The 17,420-nt window shown below is 63.4% G+C and carries 19 protein-coding genes and 1 tRNA gene; 15 read left to right on the forward strand and 5 right to left on the reverse strand.

Annotated features, from left to right (window positions below):
- Window positions 1–277: 277 nt before the first annotated feature.
- From OVY29_RS04875 to OVY29_RS04885, 3 genes are all read right to left on the reverse strand, one after another.
- Entirely contained in the window at window positions 278–850 is a 573-nt protein-coding gene (locus OVY29_RS04875; protein ID WP_313911063.1) for a DUF6680 family protein, read from the reverse strand.
- 109 nt (window positions 851–959) lie between these two features.
- Window positions 960–1,601, reverse strand: coding sequence for a hypothetical protein (locus OVY29_RS04880; protein WP_313911064.1), 642 nt, complete (start codon window positions 1,599–1,601; stop codon window positions 960–962).
- 46 nt (window positions 1,602–1,647) lie between these two features.
- Window positions 1,648–1,974: a hypothetical protein gene (locus OVY29_RS04885; RefSeq protein WP_313911065.1), complete on the reverse strand. Its 327-nt coding sequence runs from the start codon at window positions 1,972–1,974 to the stop codon at window positions 1,648–1,650.
- Between the two features lie 153 nt (window positions 1,975–2,127).
- Between OVY29_RS04885 and OVY29_RS04890 the strand changes: the two genes are divergently transcribed.
- The 8 genes from OVY29_RS04890 (at window position 2,128) to OVY29_RS04920 (ending at window position 5,840) form a co-directional block, all read left to right on the forward strand.
- Window positions 2,128–2,313, forward strand: a complete 186-nt coding sequence (locus OVY29_RS04890) for a helix-turn-helix domain-containing protein (RefSeq protein ID WP_313911066.1) — start codon at window positions 2,128–2,130, stop codon at window positions 2,311–2,313.
- Window positions 2,310–2,606 carry a hypothetical protein gene (locus tag OVY29_RS04895; RefSeq protein WP_313911067.1) on the forward strand — a complete coding sequence of 99 codons (297 nt, stop codon included), beginning with the start codon at window positions 2,310–2,312 and terminating at the stop codon, window positions 2,604–2,606. Before OVY29_RS04890 ends, OVY29_RS04895 begins: the two co-directional genes overlap by 4 nt.
- Before the next feature lie 3 nt (window positions 2,607–2,609).
- Window positions 2,610–3,395, forward strand: a complete 786-nt coding sequence (locus tag OVY29_RS04900; RefSeq protein ID WP_313911068.1) for a hypothetical protein — start codon at window positions 2,610–2,612, stop codon at window positions 3,393–3,395.
- Window positions 3,277–3,519: an HGGxSTG domain-containing protein gene (locus OVY29_RS24675; protein ID WP_409581453.1), complete on the forward strand. Its 243-nt coding sequence runs from the start codon at window positions 3,277–3,279 to the stop codon at window positions 3,517–3,519. The genes OVY29_RS04900 and OVY29_RS24675 overlap by 119 nt, the downstream gene beginning before the upstream one ends.
- 2 nt (window positions 3,520–3,521) lie before the next feature.
- Window positions 3,522–4,190 (forward strand): hypothetical protein, encoded by a 669-nt coding sequence (locus tag OVY29_RS04905; protein ID WP_313911069.1) that lies wholly within the window; start codon window positions 3,522–3,524, stop codon window positions 4,188–4,190.
- A gap of 89 nt (window positions 4,191–4,279) precedes the next feature.
- The gene (locus tag OVY29_RS04910) at window positions 4,280–4,780 is read left to right on the forward strand and encodes a hypothetical protein (protein WP_313911070.1); all 501 of its coding nucleotides are present in this window, start codon (window positions 4,280–4,282) and stop codon (window positions 4,778–4,780) included.
- Between the two features lie 35 nt (window positions 4,781–4,815).
- The gene (locus tag OVY29_RS04915; RefSeq protein WP_313911071.1) at window positions 4,816–5,454 is read left to right on the forward strand and encodes a DUF433 domain-containing protein; all 639 of its coding nucleotides are present in this window, start codon (window positions 4,816–4,818) and stop codon (window positions 5,452–5,454) included.
- Entirely contained in the window at window positions 5,451–5,840 is a 390-nt protein-coding gene (locus OVY29_RS04920) for a DUF5615 family PIN-like protein (RefSeq protein WP_313911072.1), read from the forward strand. Before OVY29_RS04915 ends, OVY29_RS04920 begins: the two co-directional genes overlap by 4 nt.
- Before the next feature lie 85 nt (window positions 5,841–5,925).
- Here OVY29_RS04920 and OVY29_RS04925 read toward each other — a convergent pair.
- Window positions 5,926–6,015 (reverse strand) — tRNA-Ser (locus OVY29_RS04925).
- Between the two features lie 92 nt (window positions 6,016–6,107).
- The gene (locus OVY29_RS04930) at window positions 6,108–9,341 is read right to left on the reverse strand and encodes an amidohydrolase family protein (RefSeq protein ID WP_313911073.1); all 3,234 of its coding nucleotides are present in this window, start codon (window positions 9,339–9,341) and stop codon (window positions 6,108–6,110) included.
- Window positions 9,342–9,483: 142 nt separating this feature from the next.
- Here OVY29_RS04930 and OVY29_RS04935 point away from each other — a divergent pair, with 142 nt between their 5' ends.
- From OVY29_RS04935 to OVY29_RS04965, 7 genes are all read left to right on the forward strand, one after another.
- On the forward strand, window positions 9,484–10,662 hold the full coding sequence (locus OVY29_RS04935) for a CoA transferase (protein WP_313911074.1): 1,179 nt from the start codon (window positions 9,484–9,486) through the stop codon (window positions 10,660–10,662).
- Between the two features lie 74 nt (window positions 10,663–10,736).
- The gene (yghU, locus tag OVY29_RS04940) at window positions 10,737–11,612 is read left to right on the forward strand and encodes a glutathione-dependent disulfide-bond oxidoreductase (RefSeq protein WP_313911075.1); all 876 of its coding nucleotides are present in this window, start codon (window positions 10,737–10,739) and stop codon (window positions 11,610–11,612) included.
- 168 nt (window positions 11,613–11,780) lie between these two features.
- Complete coding sequence (locus OVY29_RS04945; protein ID WP_052182270.1) at window positions 11,781–12,224, forward strand: TadE/TadG family type IV pilus assembly protein; 444 nt, start codon at window positions 11,781–11,783, stop codon at window positions 12,222–12,224.
- 2 nt (window positions 12,225–12,226) lie between these two features.
- A complete protein-coding gene (locus OVY29_RS04950) occupies window positions 12,227–13,855 on the forward strand; it encodes a TadG family pilus assembly protein (protein WP_313911076.1) in 1,629 nt (542 codons plus the stop codon).
- 91 nt (window positions 13,856–13,946) lie between these two features.
- Complete coding sequence (locus tag OVY29_RS04955) at window positions 13,947–14,846, forward strand: PAS domain-containing protein (RefSeq protein WP_037555802.1); 900 nt, start codon at window positions 13,947–13,949, stop codon at window positions 14,844–14,846.
- 147 nt (window positions 14,847–14,993) lie between these two features.
- Window positions 14,994–16,187, forward strand: a complete 1,194-nt coding sequence (locus tag OVY29_RS04960) for an acyl-CoA dehydrogenase family protein (protein WP_037555618.1) — start codon at window positions 14,994–14,996, stop codon at window positions 16,185–16,187.
- Window positions 16,188–16,280: 93 nt separating this feature from the next.
- Window positions 16,281–17,420, forward strand: a complete 1,140-nt coding sequence (locus OVY29_RS04965; RefSeq protein ID WP_037555619.1) for an acyl-CoA dehydrogenase family protein — start codon at window positions 16,281–16,283, stop codon at window positions 17,418–17,420.

Consider the following 17,420-nt stretch of genomic DNA (forward strand, 5'->3'; position numbering starts at 1 on the left):
CGCCTGCGCAGCGCCAAGCGATGAAAGACCCGGAATATAAGTCGGCCGCGATCGACGATCCGATGAGCCGACGTCGGGGCTACATGGCAATGATGTCGAGGGCGCGCCCCTCGCTCAACGCCCCACGGACAACCGCGTCGCTATTCTTCGGCGGGTGACGGCGCTGGAAATGGCATGGAGGAGTATCTGTCCTCCGTATGTGGATCGATCTAGTTGAAACTGCGAGCCTTTTTTCTTGAATAGGATTATATGCCAACTGACCTGCCAACTTTCGCAGCTATTTTTCTTCAGGTTCTGGCTGGTCTGGGGTCGTGGGTGCGAACATCTCATTGCTTCGTTCAAGAGCGTCGGCAATCCTCGTCCAAGCTTGCATAGCAGAAATGAACATCATCTCCCGATCCACAAACCCTTTCGATAGATACGCCCTCGCCCGCAACTTCTCGGCGGTGACCTCCAGGCCCAATTTCGTCGCCATAGCCTCCATCAATTGATGTTGAAGATTCTGCATTGTTTCGTTCTTGGTGAGCGCCTCCTCTTCGGTTTGGGCTGGGGCTTCGTTGACCGCGACCATAAGAGCTTCATGAGCGTCTAGGACTGCTCGGCACTTGCGAAAGTCGATCGGAATCACCGCTATCGCGTGCTGATAATCGGGGTTCGCCGGGGTCTGCCACGTATTGAGAAGAAGCCTCAGGGTGCGCTCTTGTTGGTCCCTGCGGGTTGATCGAGATGCGAGCCAAGGCGTAAGTAGGCCGGCAATCGCCAAGCCCGCGAGAATACCCGCGGCGTTTAGCCAGATGCTCACGTCGATACCGAAGATCGAAGGCTCAGTGGCCCCGAATAAGATTTTCATAATTCCTCCGGGTAGCTAAAACGAATTTCCTGTAGGCTGTCGATTGCGTCGCTGGTTCGATCGCCATTGCTCCATGCAGACGGAATGAGGATCGGCAGATTTTCGAAGCTCAGCCTTTGCTTCGGTGGGGGCTTCGCGGCGGTTCGTGCGGGAGAGCCTGGAGTAGCGTTGGCATAACCGGCCGAGAGGGAAGATCGGTGGGATCATCTGGCGCCGCGCAGTCGTGCCCAATATGCTCATCGCCTCGGCGCGAGATCAGCATTGAAATTCGCCAAAGGTAGATGGCGAGCCGCCGTTGATCGTTTACCACGCCGTCAAGGATGCCGTTGGACAAGACGACAATCTCGTGGCTGTCGAAGATCAGGGGCTTGCGTCGTCGCTCGATGTGAAGGCCGCCACCTTTGCGGTCAGCCGTGAAATTGAAGCCATGGACCAGGTTGTTGCGATTGGTCCGAAGCACTTTGAATGCGGATATGCTCCAATCGATCGCATCGGCGACGTGATCTTCGGGTTCGTTCCATTCGACCAACGTCTTCAATATCTGAATTTGCTTGTCCGTCGATTGGCCGCTGGTGGCGATATGGCCGAGGTCGACGTCCTTCATATAGGTCCAGATTAGCGACTCAATTTGGTATTCGAGCGCCGTATGATTTAGCGCCACCCTCCCGATTGCTGCATATTCGCTTTCTGTCGGCTCGCGGTTGATATGATCCATCAATGCTTGCAGCACCGGCTCGCCATCCGCTGTCATCTTATCCCCCGATTTCTTTGACCCCGCGCGCCCCGCGAATCTGCGCTCAATAACCGCGCCGCACTTCCTCAAGAAACTCGTCTGCGGCGTCCCGATACCCGGTCTGGATGACGTTCTCAGCATATTCCATATCGGAACTGGACGCGTCCCTTATGCAGTCGAGATAGGTGGCACCATCGCGCGCGTAATTCTCCCAAGCCCATTTGTCTTTCACGAACGGCCGCATGGGTTTGCTACACGCCCTTGACGGATCGTATTCGAGGCCGCGCAGAAAGGTGCTGAACTCGCCCTTTGCGCTGGAATAGTAGGGACTGGCGGCACCGGCGCCAAACGACACGGTGCAAGCCGCCAGAATGGCGATAAGACGCTTCATTTCGTTCCCCCCTCGCTGACCGGGCCACGCTCCCGCCCGGTATCGCCACGATGATAGCACGGCATTTTGAGCGCCGCACCGTTTTGAGTTCTAATCTTCCACAGGCATCGTTGCATCTCCACCGGCAACCGCCGATTGGTAAGGATCGGAATATTGGAACAGCTACTCGTCACGACCCAAGAGGGTTTTCGCGCGATCGGCATCAGCCAATCGAAGGGCTATCAGCTTCTCGCCTCGGGCGAACTGGAGTCCGTGAAGATCGGCCGTGCCACGCGCATCCCTGCTGACAGCCTCCGCGCTTACGTCGATAGGCTCCGCGAGCAGAGGGCGGCGTCATGAGCTGGTCGAATGGCACGGTCTCCGGTGGGCCAGACCCCATCCTACAGGCGCGCGAGCGCTGGGCCGTGGAGATTCACGCATACCCGAACCGGGGCGAGCCAAAGGAACTGGTGGTGAGCGTCGGACGCGAAGTGACGCGGCACGGAACCCGGTCGCGGCATTTCGTCGTGAGGGGCACCTTTCCGATTACCGACCCAGCCGCGGCAGCCGACTGTGCCCGCCATTGGGCGGACGATACCGGCTACCCGATCAACGACGTGGCGGGCGTGATACCCGCGGCGACAGGGGATTGAGGTATGGGAACCGAGACGACCATAGCACCATCGCCCGAGCTTGCTGAGCGCCAGCGCATCGCCGCTTTTCTCGCGGAGCAGGATGAGCAGTGGGCCGACACGCCAGAGCACGAGAAGGCGGAAATCATCGACGCTATTCTCGCACGATCCAAATCTCAGTGCGCGCGCGTCGATGTCGTAGATGGGCGACTAACACCCGCCGAAGACGACAGCAAAATGTTGTATTGGTGCCGGTTGGTCCGGACTTTCGCCACCAATTCGGACGATTTCGTCAAAGATCAGCTCGACATCATCGGAACATACTTCGGCAAATGCACACACGGCGGAAATATGAAGGCCAGGTCGATCAATTCGGTCCTTGCGTTCGTTGCCGGCTGCGCACCGCAGAACGAGATGCAGGCCGCGATCGCCGTGCAGATGGCGTTGACGAACGATTCCGCCGCGCGGGCTTTAACGTCGATGACCGGTCATCCTGAGGCGTTCAACAACATCGCCAACAAGCTCCTGCGCACGTTCGCCGTGCTAGCCGAGACGCTGAACAAGATGCAGCGCGGCGGAACGCAGACGGTCAAACACATTCACGTCAACCAAGGGGGGCAAGCCATTGTCGCGGACACCTTCAACCACTCTTCCGGGGAGGGGGGGCAATCAAAAAGCGCCGCACAATCCCATGCAACCGCGATGCTTGGCGGCGGCGCCCCGATGCTTAGCCAGGACTCGCAGGGGAACGGCGTGCCAATCCCCAGCGGTGAGGGGAAGGAAACGGTGTCGAATGCACGGCGGCACTAACCCCGGCGCCCCGAAGGGCAATTCGAACGCATGGATTCACGGCTGCCGATCCGCGGCATCGATCAACGAGCAGCGCCACCTTCGCGACGTCCTGCGCGGCGCGCGCCAATTACTAGGGAGTTAGATATGACGAAGCCACTGGACCGCGCCACGATCGAGCTCGCCCGAGTTGAGACGCTGGACGCGCTGGACGCTGCCAAGGAGCGGCTCGACGAAGCCTCGCTGTCTGCCGCCCTTCCCGGCGGTGACGAAACTGAGATGCTGGCAGCCGAGCAGGACGTCGCCCGACTGCGGCAGAAGCTGCAAGGGCTCGCCCTTGGCCTGAAACGCGTGGAGGCTTCGGAGAAGGAGCGGCGCGAACAGGACAGGCTCGCCGGCCGCCGAACTTCGGCCCTGAGAATTCTCTCTCTCATGCAGCAGCGTGAATGGGCGGTTGGTGATCTGGAAGCAGCCAGAAGGAATGTCGAAGCCAGCATCGGCAAGGTCTCCGACCTTGGGCAGCAGATCGAAGCGGAGGCGCGTCGCTGGTTCACCCATGACACTAAGGGCAATTTTTTCGGTGTGTCGGACGAACTGAGAAATTTCCTCATGTCCATTTCGGCAATCGGGATGACGGACATAGCATTTCGGCATGAGCAGGGCAGCCTAAGGGGTGATCTTGTATGGGAGTTGGCAGCCCAACGCGGCACCGCGCTTCGGCACCTCGCGAAGGTCGTTCCGGAGATCAGCGACGAATCCGTGAAAGCGGCGGCGGAGGATGATGCGATAGCCGCGCGGGCGAGCACCGATGGCTAGGGTTCCGTTCCCCACAGCGCCGATACGCTCGGTGAAACAAAGGCATGAGGAGAATATTTATGTGTAATCCAGCTATGATCGGTCCTCTAATGATCGCCGGTTCGGCCGTTGCGGCGGCGGGCCAGATCCAGGGTGGCATCTATGCGAGCCAGCAAGCTCGATATGCTGCGAAGGTTGCGGAACAGAACAAGCAGTTGTCGCGCGAGGGCGCCGTCGACGCAATCGTGCAGGGGCAGGACCAACAGCGCCAGCTCGGACGTGAGGTTGCGGCGCGAGTTGGCGCGCAGTCGGCTCGTATGGCGGGAAACAACGTTGATATTTCCAGCGGATCGGCCGCCCGTTTGATCGACGATACCCGCATGATCGGTCGAGAGGACAGCGCGGCGCTCGGCGAAAATACCCGGCGCGCGGTGAAGGGCTATCAGATTAACGCCTGGAACTATGAGAGCGAGAAGCGCGCGAAGAAGGCAGAGGGTAAGCAGGCCATTGTCGCGGCGGGATTTGGCGCCGCGACGACGCTGCTGGGCGGCGCTACGCAATATGCTGGGTTCCGGTCGAAACAGAAGACCGGGCGTATCGGTATTGGATGATTGCCGAGTGATCGGTTGTGGCATAGGGAAGGCGCATGGAAAGCGATGCGGTCATCGGGGCATTTAGCGACGAGCAAGCGGCTCGTATAACCGGTGTCTCGCTCAACCAGTTGCGCCAGTGGGATGCAGTTGGTTTTTTCAAGCCCAGCTACGGGGTTAAGCAAGCCCATGTCCCCTTTGGCCGGATATACTCGTTTCGCGATCTTGTTGCCCTCCAAGTGCTGAATGATCTTCGGAATCAGAAACGAATTCCGCTCCAACATCTGAAAGCTGTTTCTGGGAAGTTGGCCCATTTGGGCGACGAGAGATGGACAGCGACCACTCTTTACGTGCTCGGCAAGCGTGTAGTGTTTGAAGATCCGGACACCCTCGAACGCGAGGAGGTCGTGTCAGGGCAGCGGGTCTTCAACATCCCGTTACGCGTCGTCATTCGGAGCACGAAGAAAAAGATCGCTGAGATGAACGACCGGTCGGATTCCGTCGGCAAGATCGAGAAGCACCGCTACGTCGCTCAGAACGTGCGGGTGTTCGCCGGGACGAGGGTGCCTGTGTCGACAATCTTGGATTTCGTTTCGGCCGGCTATTCCGTGCCCGACATCGTGCGCGAATTTCCCGGCCTCTATCCGGAAGACATCGAAACGGCGATAGCCGACCAGGAGCGCTCGGCAGCGTGACCGGGGGGAGGGGGCCGCGCTTACGGTTTTTCCTCGACCAGAACGTTCCTGATTCGATTGGGGCCTATCTGCAAGGCCGGGGGCATAGCGTGTATCGCCTGCGCCATCACATCAGCGAGAACTCGCCCGATCCAGTTGTCGGGATGACTGCGCTCAAAGCCGGGAGGATATTGGTTTCCTGGGATCGCGATTTTAATGGTCAGCGGTTTCAGCAAGAGCGGTTCGGCACTCTATCCCGAATCGGCTTAAGCGGGCCGGGACCGTCGCTCCTGCCGGCGATCAAAGAGCACATCCAGATCGTCGAGTTTCAAATGTCCCGAATTCCGAAGGGCGGCCGGATGATCGCTCATGTTCAAGTGGGCAACGTTCGGTTCCGAACGCGGTAAAAGCCCTTTGATAGTGGGCATGAGCGTTGGCACAAAATCAGCGCGCCGAAATTCCCCTTAGTTTACAGGTCGATAAGGGGAAAAATGGAGGAGAGTGAGGGATTCGAACCCTCGGTACCGTTGCCGGCACTTCGCATTTCGAGTGCGACGCTTTCGACCACTCAGCCAACTCTCCTCGCTGAGAGGAGACGCCCCTAGCGGCGGTCCGCACGTCTTGCAACCCTCTCGTCACAAAATTGCGGCCCGCCGCTGATTTTGGCGGGCGACTCAGGGCTTGTCGGCCTCCCACCAATAGGGCTGGCGCTTGCGGTCGCCCGTCGCGACCTCGTTCATCGTCAGCGGGTCGTAGAGCCGCCCGCCGAGCATCACGCGGTGGATTTTCTCGGTATTGCGGATGTCCTGCGTCGGATCGGCGTCGAGAATCACCAGATCGGCAAGCTTGCCCGCCTCGAGCGACCCGACATCCTTGCCATAGCCCAAGGACGTCGCCGGCATGATCGTCGCGGCGCGCAGCGCGTCGATATTGCTCCAGCCGCCGCGCACGAACGACCAGATTTCCCAATGTGCTCCGAGCCCCGATTGCTGGCCGTGCGCACCGATCGATACCATGCGGCCCGCCGCGGCGATCTTGCCCGCCTCGCGCGCCGAATCATCGTCGACATAGTCACTCTTAGGGGCGATCACGCGGCGCTTGTTGTTCGCCGCGAGTTCGGCCGGCGGAATGTGCTTGGTCAGGATCGGATGCTCCCAGACGTTCGTGTGCGCGCGCCAATAGGGGTCGCCGGCGGGGCCGCCATAGGTGACGACCAGCGTCGGGGTATAATCGACCTGCGTCTGGCCCCACAGCTGGACGAGGTCCTTGTAGAAGATGTCGAGCGGGATGTTGTGCTCGACGGTCGAGTTGCCGTCCTGGATCAGCGTCACGTCCTGTGTGAACAGCGAGCCGCCCTCGGGCACGACGGTCATGCCTTCCATCTGCGCGGCCTTGACGACCATCTGCCGCTGGTCGCGGCGCGGCTGGTTGTAATTTTTGACGCTGTGTGCGCCCTGCGCCTTCAGGCGGCGCACGTGCGCAAGCGCATCGTCATAGCCGTTGATCTCGGCATAGACGCCCGCCGCCTTCGCGCCATAGATGACCTCGCCGGTCGAAAAGATGCGCGGCGCGAGGATCAGCCCGGCGCGCTGCATTTCGGACGATACGAAGATTTCCGACGCGCGCGACGAGGGGTTGTGGCTCGTCGTGGTGCCCATCGCCAGGTTGACGATCTCCGACCAGTTCTGCTGCGGTACCAGCTCGTCGTCGCCGTGCGATCCGTGCGCGTGCGCATCGACGAAGCCGGGGACGATCGTCTTGCCCGCCGCATCGACCGTCACCGCGCCCGCCGGAACGGTAATCGTGCCCGCCGCGCCGACCGCGGTGATGCGGTCGCCTTCGATGACGATCGCGCCATTTTCGATCACGCCGCCGTCCTTGTCGGCCATCGTCACGATCTTGGCGCCGGTGATGACGACGACGCCCTCGTGCTTTGCCGCCTCGCGCGTCATCGAAAGCGAGACACCATCGGTCGGCGGGGCGAACTTCGGCGCCTTTTCGTCGACCGGGGCGCTTGCGAAAAGGCTCGCAAGATCGGCGCTGAACAAGGTTGCGCCGCGGCTCCAGTGGAGACGGCGGCCGCCGTCGGACCAGTGCATATATTCGGCGCCGCTGCCCGAAACGCGCGTCACGGGGAGCGCGGCGCTCTTCGTGCCGAGCGACACATCCTGCCCGCCGGGCATCAACGGGGTGACATAGGCGTCGTAATTCTGCCGGAAGGCGAGTGTGCGGCCGTCAGGCGAAATCTCGTAATCGCTGACGAGCTCGCCATTGGCGTGCACACGCTTGTCCTGACCATGAAGATCGGTGCTGACGAGCTGGCTCTTGCCATCGCTCGCGGTGACCATGAACACCCGGTCGCTCGTCGCGCCGAATTGCGGCTTGGCGCCATCGCTCGCGATCCGTTCGGCCGTGCCGCCGGCGGCGGCGATGCGATAGACGCCGGGGTCCTCGCCCCAGCGGCCCGAGGTGAGGTCGCCGCCGCTACGCCGCTCGAACACGATCGTCTTGCCGTCGGGCGAGAAACGCGGTTCGGCATAATGACCGGGGTTCGCCGTTACCTTGCGCGACGCGCCGCCGCCCGCGCCGGTGACATGGATTTCGCCCAGCCCGGCATCGGTCCAGCGTATGAACACGATCGACTTGCCGTCGCGCGACCAGCTCGGCCACAATTCCATCGCGGCATCCTTGGCGCTCGTCAGCCGCCGCGCGGTGCCGCCGGTCGCGGGCTTGATCCAGAGCTTGCCGAGCGTTTCGAAGACGACGCTGCGGCCGTCGGGCGACACTTCGGCCCAGCGCGGCATTTGCGTGGCAAAGCTGTCGGGCGCGACCTCGACCGCCGGATGCGTCGCGTCGACGATCACCCGGTCGTCGTTGATCGCGAACGGGATGACCCGCACCTCGCCGCTGTCGCCGCTCACCCGGCGCAGCTTGCCGCCGGCCCAGAAGACGATGTCGCGGCTGTCGGGGGTCCACGCCATGTTCGGATAGACGCCGGTGACCGCCCAGGTTTCCTGCACATCCTGGTCGAGCGCGTCATAGACCTTCTTCTCGGCGCCCGAGGCGAGATCTTTCACATAGAGCTTCGACTGCGTGCCCTCGCGCCGCACAAAGGCGAGGCGCTTGCCGTCGGGCGAAGGCGTCGGGCGCACCGCGCCGCCGGGGCCCGACGCCGCGGTGCTGATTTCGCCATCCTCGAGGCTGTAGCTTTCGATGTGGAACAGGTCGGTGTTGCTGTCCTGCGCATATTCGAAGATCGGCCCGGGCGTGACGTTGCGCGTATAATAGACGCTCTTGCCGTCGGGAGCGAAGATCGGTTCGCCGAGCTCCTTCTGATGCTTTTCATTGGGCTTCTTGACCAGCGGCACGCCCGCGCCGCCCGACACATGATACATCCACACCTCGCCGGTGCCGAGCGACCGGCCCGTGGTGAAATGCTTCTTGGCGACGAGGAACTGGCCGTCGGGCGACCAGCTCGGCTGGTTGAGCAGGCGGAAATCCTCTTTCGAAATCTGGCGCTTGTCGCTGCCGTCGCGGTTCATCAGCCAGATATTGTCGCCGCCCGCACGGTCGGAGACAAAGGCGATGCGCTGGCCGTCGGGCGAGAAGCGCGGCTGATGTTCAAAGGCGAGCCCCTCGGCAATCCGCGTCGGCGTCCCGCCGTCGATCGGCATGGTGTAGATGTCACCGAGCAGGTCGAAGGCGATCGTGCGGCCGTCAGGCGCGACGTCGACGTTCATCCAGCTTCCCTCGTCGACCGCGATCGGCACCTTGCGCGTCGCGAGGCCCGGCGGCGCATTGACGTCCCACTTGTCCTCCTTCTTCGTGTCGGCGTCAGGCGCGGTCTGCGCCCAGACCGAGGTTGAACAAGCCAAAGTCGCCGCAAGGGCGAGAGCGAAGCGCGCCATGAAATTATCCCCGTTTGAAATTATGTGCCGAGCATATGGCCCGGGCGCGAACATGCAAGCGACAGCTTTCGACGAAGGCGCTGGCAGGCTCGACGGGCGGCTGCTAGCCCGGTCGAAAGACAAGGATCGGAGAGGATGAGGCGTGCCGTTAAAAGGGATCAGGGTACTGGATTTCGGCCGTTATATCGCCGGACCCTATTGCGCGGCGCTGCTCGCCGATTATGGCGCCGACGTGATCCGGATCGAGGCGCCCGGCGGCAATGACGACCGCTATACGGTGCCGGTCGCCGACGACGGATCGGGCGCGATGTTCATGCAGATGAACCGCGCCAAGCGCGGCCTGACCCTGAAACCCGGCAGCCCGGAGGGACGCGAGATCGTCCGCCGCCTTGTCGAAACCGCCGATGTCGTGATCGCCAATCTGCCGGACGACGCGCTGGTCAAATTGGGCCTCGACTATGACAGCCTTTCCGCGATCAACCCGCGCATCATCCTCGCGACCGCATCGGCATTCGGCAGCGAAGGCCCGCTCGCCAGCCGCGTCGGTTTCGACGCGGTCGGACAGGCGATGTCGGGAACGGTGCACCTCACCGGCACCTCCGACCAGCCCTATCGCGCGCAGGTCAATTATGTCGATTTCGGCACCGCGCTCCACTGCGCCTTCGGCATCATGCTCGCGCTGCGCGAACGCGAGGCGACGGGGAAGGGGCAATGCGTGTCGGGATCGCTGCTCGGCACCGCGCTCGCGCTGTCGAACGCGCTGACGATCGACCATGCGCTGAACGGCATCGACCGCCAGCCGATCGGCAACCGTGCTTTCAGCTCGGGGCCGACCGACCTGTTCAGGACGCGCGACGGCTGGATCGTCACCCAAATCGTCGGGAATGGCATCTTCGCGCGCTGGGCCGAACTTGTCGGGCGCCCCGAATTGGTCGACGATCCGCTTTACGCCAGCGACATCTTGCGCGGCGACAATGGCGAGGAACTCAGCGCGATCATGCAGCGCTGGTGCATCGATCGGACAAGCCTGGACGCGATCGCTGAACTCGCCGCCGCGCGCGTTCCCGCCGCGCCGGTGCTGCGCGCGGGCGAGGCACTCGCGCAGCCGCAGGTCGCCGCGATGGGATTGGTCGAGCCCGTCGATTATCCGGGCGCCCACGGCGCGGTTCCCGTCATCCGGGCGCCGATCCGACTTTCCGGAAGCGACAAGGTCGATCCGGCGCGCGCACCGCGGGTCGGCGAGCATAGCGACGCGATCCTTTCCGAACTCGGTTATGACGCCGCGGCCATATCGGCTTTGCGCGCGGCAAAGATTATTTGAAGGGGGGAGGGTGGACAAACGGCAATCGCGACTTAAGTTACCGGTCAGTATAAAAATCAGCCGAGGAGCTCCCGATGACCGATAACAGCGAATATGTGCCGCCGAAGATCTGGACGTGGGACAAGGAAAGCGGCGGTCGTTTCGCCAATATCAACCGGCCCGTCGCGGGTCCGACGCACAACAAGGACCTGCCGGTCGGCAAGCATCCGCTCCAGCTTTATTCGCTCGGCACGCCCAACGGCGTGAAGGTCACCGTGATGCTCGAGGAATTGCTCGCGGCGGGCCACGGCGGTGCCGAATATGACGCTTGGCTGATCAACATCGGCGAGGGCGACCAGTTTTCGAGCGGCTTCGTTGGCGCCAATCCGAACAGCAAGATCCCCGCGCTTGTCGACCGCAGCGGCGCCGAACCGATCCGGGTGTTCGAATCGGGGGCGATCCTGATCCATCTCGCCGAAAAATTCGGCGCCTTTCTGCCCACCGACCCCGCGAAGCGCGCCGAAACCTTGTCGTGGCTGATGTGGCAGATGGGCAGCACCCCCTTCCTCGGCGGCGGTTTCGGCCATTTCTATGCCTATGCGCCGACGAAGCAGGAATATCCGATCAATCGCTATGCGATGGAGGTGAAGCGCCAGCTCGACGTGCTCGACCGGCGCCTCGCGGAGCATGAATATATCGCCGGCGCCGACTATACGATCGCCGACATGGCGATCTGGCCCTGGTATGGCGCGCTCGCCAAGGGGCTCGTCTATGACGCCGGCGAATTTCTGCAGGTCGACGATTACAAGAATGTCCAGCGCTGGACCGATCAGCTCGCGACGCGCCCGGCGGTCAAGCGCGGGCGCATGGTCAACCGCGTGACCGGCGATCCGGCAAGCCAGCTTCGCGAGCGCCACGACGCGTCGGACTTCGATCTGCGCACGCAGGACAAGCTGGAGAACGCCGAATAAGCGCATTTTGCGCACAGCGGGACATCGCGGCGATTAACGATCGCGCAATAGCTGCCGCTGTGCCGCCGATCGCCGCGACATGATGCGCGGCGAAATCCTGCAAAATACATAAAGGCGGCGTCGGGTCTTCTCGACGCCGCTTTCATTCGCCCGCGCCATCCTGGCCGCATGACCGGCTCCAGCTTCTTTTCGCGGCGCATCCGCAAGATCGGCGTCACAGGCCTTACCCTGGCGCGCGGGGAGCGTGGCGCCGCCATCGTCGAAATGGCGCTGGTGCTGCCGCTGCTCCTCGCGTTGCTGATGGGCGTTCTCGTCTACGGCCAATATTTCATGCTCGCGCATAATGTGCAGCAGGCCGCCAACGATGGCGCGCGGGCGTCGATCGTCGGCCTCGACGCCGCCGACCGCAGTGCGGTCGCGAGCCGCGCGGTGGCGCGCAGCCTGTTGGCAGTCGGCGGCACGCACAGCGTCGCTGTGTCCGAAACGAGCGAGGCGATCACCGTCGCCGTCACCTATACCGCGCCGCAGGGCAGCCTCTTGCGCTCGAGCCTCGTTCCGTCGCCGGACCATATCATCCGCGCCCGCGCGACCTTCGAATTGCCGGCCGACTGACCGTGGCGTTCTTTCCGTTCCTTCGCCGCCTCGCCCGCAGCCGCCGCGCGAGCATCAGCATCACGACCGCCTTCGGCATGGCGATGCTGATCGGCTCGGCCGCCTTCGCGGTCGACCTCGGCTCGCTCTATCTCGATCGCCGCAAATTGCAGGGGATCGCTGATGCCGCGGCGATGGCGGCGGCGGCGCGGCCCGGCGAGGAGCGCGCGGCGGCGGAGCGGATCATCGCGGCCAATTGCGACTGCGGCATCGAAATCGCCGCGCTTACGCCGGGCACCTACACCGCGGATCCTTCGGTTCAGGCGGAACAGCGCTTCACCGGCGGCGGTGCGTCGCCGAACGCGATACGCGTCACGTTGACGCGCGATCGCCCGCTGTTCTTCGGCAGTTTCCTGACGGGCCGGCAGGACAGCATCATCCGCGCGACCGCGACGGGCGCACGGCGCGGCTATGCCGCCTTTTCGCTCGGATCGCGCGTCGCGGCGCTCAACGGCGGCCTGCCCAACGCGCTGCTGTCCAGCCTGACCGGCAGCGAGGTCAATCTGTCGGTGATGGATTATAATGCGCTCGCCAGCACCGACATCGATCTGCTCGCCTTTTCCGACGCGCTCCGCACCGAACTCGATGCCGATGTATTGACCTTCGGTCAGACGCTGAACACGCAGGCGACGCTGCCGCAGGTGGTGTCGGCGCTGGCGAGTGCGTCGGACGGGCAGGCGGCGAGCGCGCTCGAACATATCGCCGATGCCGCGCTGCCGCGCGCGCTGCTGCCGTCGCGCGCGATCGACCTCGGGCCGCGGTCGTCGAGCATCCGCATCGACGCCGCCAATCCGGTGAAGGTCAATGCGCTCGGCCTGCTGCGCACGATGTTGCTCCTCGGCAATGCGAACCGCCAAGTCGACATGTCGCTCGCGAGCAGCCTGCCCGGCGGATCGGGCATCGACGTCGCGCTGCTGGTCGGCGAACCACCCGCCGATTCTCCGCTCATCGCGGTGACCGATACCAATGACGTCGTCGTCCGCACCGCGCAGGTCCGCTTGAAGGTCGATACGCGCGTCGCGACGCCGCTCGCCAGCGTCCATGTGCCGCTGCTTGCGGAGCTTGGATCGGCGTCGGCGCGGATCACCGACATCGATTGTGCGCCGGACAGCGCCGCCGCGGTCTCGCTCGGCGTCGTCACCTCGCCGGCGATGGTGGCGATCGGCACGGTTCCCGACAGCGATTTTCAGGACATGCAGCGCCCGCTTGAGCCCCAGCCCGCCCGCGTGGTGAAACTGCCGCTCGTCAGCATCGACGCACAGGCCGAACTGATCCTGTCCGACCTCAATGAAAAGCAGGTGGCCTTTTCGCGAAGCGAGATCGACGACGGGCAGGTCAAGACCGTGTCGAGCAGCGGGCTGGTCGCGGGTGCGGCGGAATCGCTTTCGGACCGGATGGAACTCGACGTTAATGTCCTCGGCCTCGCGCTCAATCTGAAAGCGTTGACGGCGGTAGTGGGCGAAACCGTCGCGCTCGCGGCGCCGGTGCTCGATACCGTCCTCGCCGATCTCACGGGCTTGCTCGGCCTGCAGGTCGGGCAGGCCGACACGCGGGTCAACGCGCTGCGCTGCGGCAAGGCGCGGCTGGTCTGATCGCGCGCGGAGTGGCGCCAATAAGGATATAATGGCGCGCCCGATCACCCCTTGCACGCCCTATAATGGTCGAAAGAATTTGGGGGTGAGCGTGGCGACCGCACAAGAACCACAGCGCGTATCGGCGGCGGATTTCATCCGCGGCTTTGCCAATTGGCGATTGCAGTCGGCGCGCAAGCCCGTCGTCGTGACGCATCACGGCAAGGACGCGCATGTGCTGATCTCGCTCGACGATTATCGCCGTCTCGACGGCAAGACGGCGCGCGATGTCGCCGCGGCTTCGGATATGCTCCAGGCCTCGCTCGCCGGGCTCGTCGAATCGGTCCGCGACGCGGTGATCCTGATCGACCGGCAGCGACGCATCGTCGCGGTCAATCCGGCGGCGTCCGACATGCTCGAAATGCCCGCGGCGGACCTGATCGGCGAGGAGTTGACCGCCGCGCTGCCGTCGCTCGGCGACAGCCTCATCCTTCATCACATCGTCCGCCTGCTCGACCATAGGGAGAGGTTTTCGGGCGACTTGCCGGGGCTGCTGCGACCGCGCCAATGGCTGCACGTCGATCTGGTTCCAGCGCCCGTCGGCGGTGCGATCATGCTGCGTGACGTCAGCGGAGCGATGGAGGATTTCGCGGCTGGCGGCATGCGTGCCGCAATGCTGGAGGCCGTAGAGGTCGACGGCGGGATCGGTCACGCCCGCATTTCGGTTCGCGAGGCGGTGGAATCGGCCAATGCAATGCTCACCGAACTGGTCGGCGTCGATCCCGCCGCGATCCGCCGGGTGCGTTTTTCCGCGCTCCTGCCCGTGGGGCAACGCGCCGCCTTCGTCGAGGCGCTCGAATCGGTCTTCCGTTCGGGCGATCCCGCCCGCATCGCGTCGCAAATGGTGACACGCGACGGGGGCGTCGTCGCCGTCAACCTGACGATTGCCGAAGTCCGCGGACCTTATGCCAGCGACGGCGCGGTCATCCTCGTCACACGCCGCACGGACTAGCCGCCGCCCCCACCTGTCGCCCCGGCTGGACAAGCTCTCGCATTCCGCGCAATCATCGCCCCGCGAAACGTTGCAAGTCGCAACTTGCCGTTTACGTAAAGGTGAGCGCCCACTATAAGGGCGTCAGTGCCCAATGGGAGATTCGTGATGGACATGGAATTCAGCCCCGAGGATTTGGCCTTCCAGCAGGAAGTGCGCCAATTCATAGCCGAAAATTACCCCGCGGAACTCCGCGGCAAACAGGACGAGGGCGAAGAATTGTCCAAGGAGGATTTCCTCGCCTGGCACAAGATCCTGTACAAGAAGGGCTGGATCGCGCCCGCCTGGCCGGTCGAATATGGCGGCACCGGCTGGACGCCGACGCAGCGCTTCATCTGGTCCGAAGAGACCGCGCGCGCCGACTGCATCCGCCTGATGCCCTTCGGCCTCGCGATGGTCGGCCCCGTCATCTACACCTTCGGCACCCCCGAACAGAAGGCGCATTTCCTGCCGCGCATCCTGTCGGGCGAGGATTGGTGGTGCCAGGGCTATTCGGAACCGGGCTCGGGCAGCGACCTCGCTTCGCTCCGCACAACGGCCGTCCGCGACGGCGACGACTATATCGTCAACGGGCAAAAGACCTGGACGACGCTCGCGCAGCACGCCGACTGGGGCTTTTTTCTCGTCCGTACCGACAAGGACGCGAAGCAGCAGGAGGGCATCAGCTTCCTCCTCATCGACATGAAATCGCCCGGCATCACCGTCCGCCCGATCATTACGCTCGGCGGCGAGCATGAGGTCAACGAGGTCTGGCTCGAGGACGTCCGCGTACCGCAATCGCAGCGCGTCTATGAAGAGAATAAGGGCTGGACCTGCGCCAAATTCCTGCTCGCGCACGAACGCACCGGCATCGCGGGCGTCGCGGCGTCGAAGCGCGGGATCGAGAAGGTGAAGGACATCGCGCGCACCGAACTCGACGGCGACAAGCCGTTGCTTCAGAACCCCTTCTTCAAGCGCAAGGTCGCCGAGCTCGAGGTCGACCTGACCGCGCTCGAATTCACCGAACTCCGCAGCCTCGCCGGCGCCAATGCGGGCAAGGGACCGGGACCCGAGTCGAGCCTGCTCAAGATCAAGGGCTCGGAAATCCAGCAGCGCCTCACCGAACTGGCGCTCGAAGCCGTCGGCCATTATGGCGCTCCTTACTTTCGCGGCTTCGGAGAGGGCGACAACGAGCATCCGATCGGCCCCGATTATGCGCACCGCGCCGCGCCGACCTATTTCAACATGCGCAAGACGACCATCTATGGCGGATCGAACGAGATCCAGCGCAACATCATCGCGAAGATGGTGCTCGGCCTTTGATCAGATAATCGACGTCATCCCGGCGAAGGGTGCTCAGAGGCCGTGACTCTGAGCACCCTTCGCCGGGATGACGGTGAAATAGAGGATAAGATAGTGGATTTCACCTACACCGAAACGCAGGACATGATCCGCGACACGCTGTCGCGCTTCCTCAGCGACACCTATGACTTCGAGACGCGCCAGAAGTTCATCAACTCGGACAGCGGCCGCGATCCGGCGATCTGGACCGCGCTCGCGCAGGAGCTCGGCATGCTCGGCGCGCCCTTTGCCGAAGAGCATGGCGGCCTCGGCGGCGGCGCGCTCGAAAATGCGATCGTGATGGAGGAACTGGGCAAGTTCATCGGGATCGAGCCCTATCTGCCGACCGTCGTCATCGCGGGCGGCGCCTTGAAGGCCGTCGGCGGCGCGCAGGCCGATGCGATGATTCCCGAGATCATCGCGGGCAATGCGATCGTCGCTTTCGCCTATGCCGAGCCGCAGGGGCGCTACGACCTCGCCAATCTGCGCACCACGGCGAAGAAGGATGGCGCGGGTTACGTGCTGAACGGTCACAAGGGCGTCGTCTATGCCGCGCCCTGGGCGACGCACCTGCTCGTCACCGCACGCACCGGCGGCGCTCAGCGCGACAAGGACGGCGTGTCGCTGTTCCTGATCGACGCCAATCTGCCCGGCATCGTCCGCCGCGACTATCCGACGGTCGACGGCAGCCGCGCGTCGGAAATCTATTTCGAAAATGTCGCGATCCCCGGCGACGCGTTGCTCGGCGGCGAAGGCGCAGGCCTGCCGCTTGTCGAGCAGATCGTCGACGAAGCGACGGTGGCCGTCTGCGCCGAAGCGACCGGCGTGATGCAGAAACTGCACGAAGGCACGCTCGAATATACGCAGCAGCGCAAGCAGTTCGGCGTGCCGATCGCGAAGTTCCAGGTGCTCCAGCACCGGATGGTCGACATGTTCATGGAGGTCGAACAGGCGCGATCGATGACGATCATGGCGACGCTGAAGCTGGGCCTGCCCGCGAACGAACGCATGGCGGCGGTGTCGGCGGCGAAGAACAAGGTTGCGCGCGGCGCGAATTTCGTCGGGCAGAATGCGATCCAGACCCACGGCGGCATCGGCATCACGCAGGAACTGGCGATCGGCCATTATTTCAAGCGCGCGACGATGATCGAAGGCCAGTTCGGCAGCGCCGATTTTCATATGGACCGCTACGAGCGGATCACGCTGGCGGATTAA

This window comes from Sphingopyxis sp. SE2, from assembly GCF_032227185.1.
In the GTDB taxonomy this organism is placed as follows: Bacteria; Pseudomonadota; Alphaproteobacteria; order Sphingomonadales; family Sphingomonadaceae; genus Sphingopyxis.

Excerpts from the sequence above, each read along its gene's own strand:
- OVY29_RS04875 (WP_313911063.1), bottom strand. The coding sequence starts at position 850 with ATGAAAATCTTATTCGGGGCCACTGAGCCTTCGATCTTCGGTATCGAC.
- OVY29_RS04880 (WP_313911064.1), bottom strand. The coding sequence starts at position 1,601 with ATGACAGCGGATGGCGAGCCGGTGCTGCAAGCATTGATGGATCATATC.
- OVY29_RS04885 (WP_313911065.1), bottom strand. The coding sequence starts at position 1,974 with ATGAAGCGTCTTATCGCCATTCTGGCGGCTTGCACCGTGTCGTTTGGC.
- OVY29_RS04895 (WP_313911067.1), top strand. The coding sequence starts at position 2,310 with ATGAGCTGGTCGAATGGCACGGTCTCCGGTGGGCCAGACCCCATCCTA.
- OVY29_RS04900 (WP_313911068.1), top strand. The coding sequence starts at position 2,610 with ATGGGAACCGAGACGACCATAGCACCATCGCCCGAGCTTGCTGAGCGC.
- OVY29_RS24675 (WP_409581453.1), top strand. The coding sequence starts at position 3,277 with ATGCAACCGCGATGCTTGGCGGCGGCGCCCCGATGCTTAGCCAGGACT.
- OVY29_RS04905 (WP_313911069.1), top strand. The coding sequence starts at position 3,522 with ATGACGAAGCCACTGGACCGCGCCACGATCGAGCTCGCCCGAGTTGAG.
- OVY29_RS04910 (WP_313911070.1), top strand. The coding sequence starts at position 4,280 with ATGATCGCCGGTTCGGCCGTTGCGGCGGCGGGCCAGATCCAGGGTGGC.
- OVY29_RS04915 (WP_313911071.1), top strand. The coding sequence starts at position 4,816 with ATGGAAAGCGATGCGGTCATCGGGGCATTTAGCGACGAGCAAGCGGCT.
- OVY29_RS04930 (WP_313911073.1), bottom strand. The coding sequence starts at position 9,341 with ATGGCGCGCTTCGCTCTCGCCCTTGCGGCGACTTTGGCTTGTTCAACC.
- yghU (WP_313911075.1), top strand. The coding sequence starts at position 10,737 with ATGACCGATAACAGCGAATATGTGCCGCCGAAGATCTGGACGTGGGAC.
- OVY29_RS04945 (WP_052182270.1), top strand. The coding sequence starts at position 11,781 with ATGACCGGCTCCAGCTTCTTTTCGCGGCGCATCCGCAAGATCGGCGTC.
- OVY29_RS04960 (WP_037555618.1), top strand. The coding sequence starts at position 14,994 with ATGGACATGGAATTCAGCCCCGAGGATTTGGCCTTCCAGCAGGAAGTG.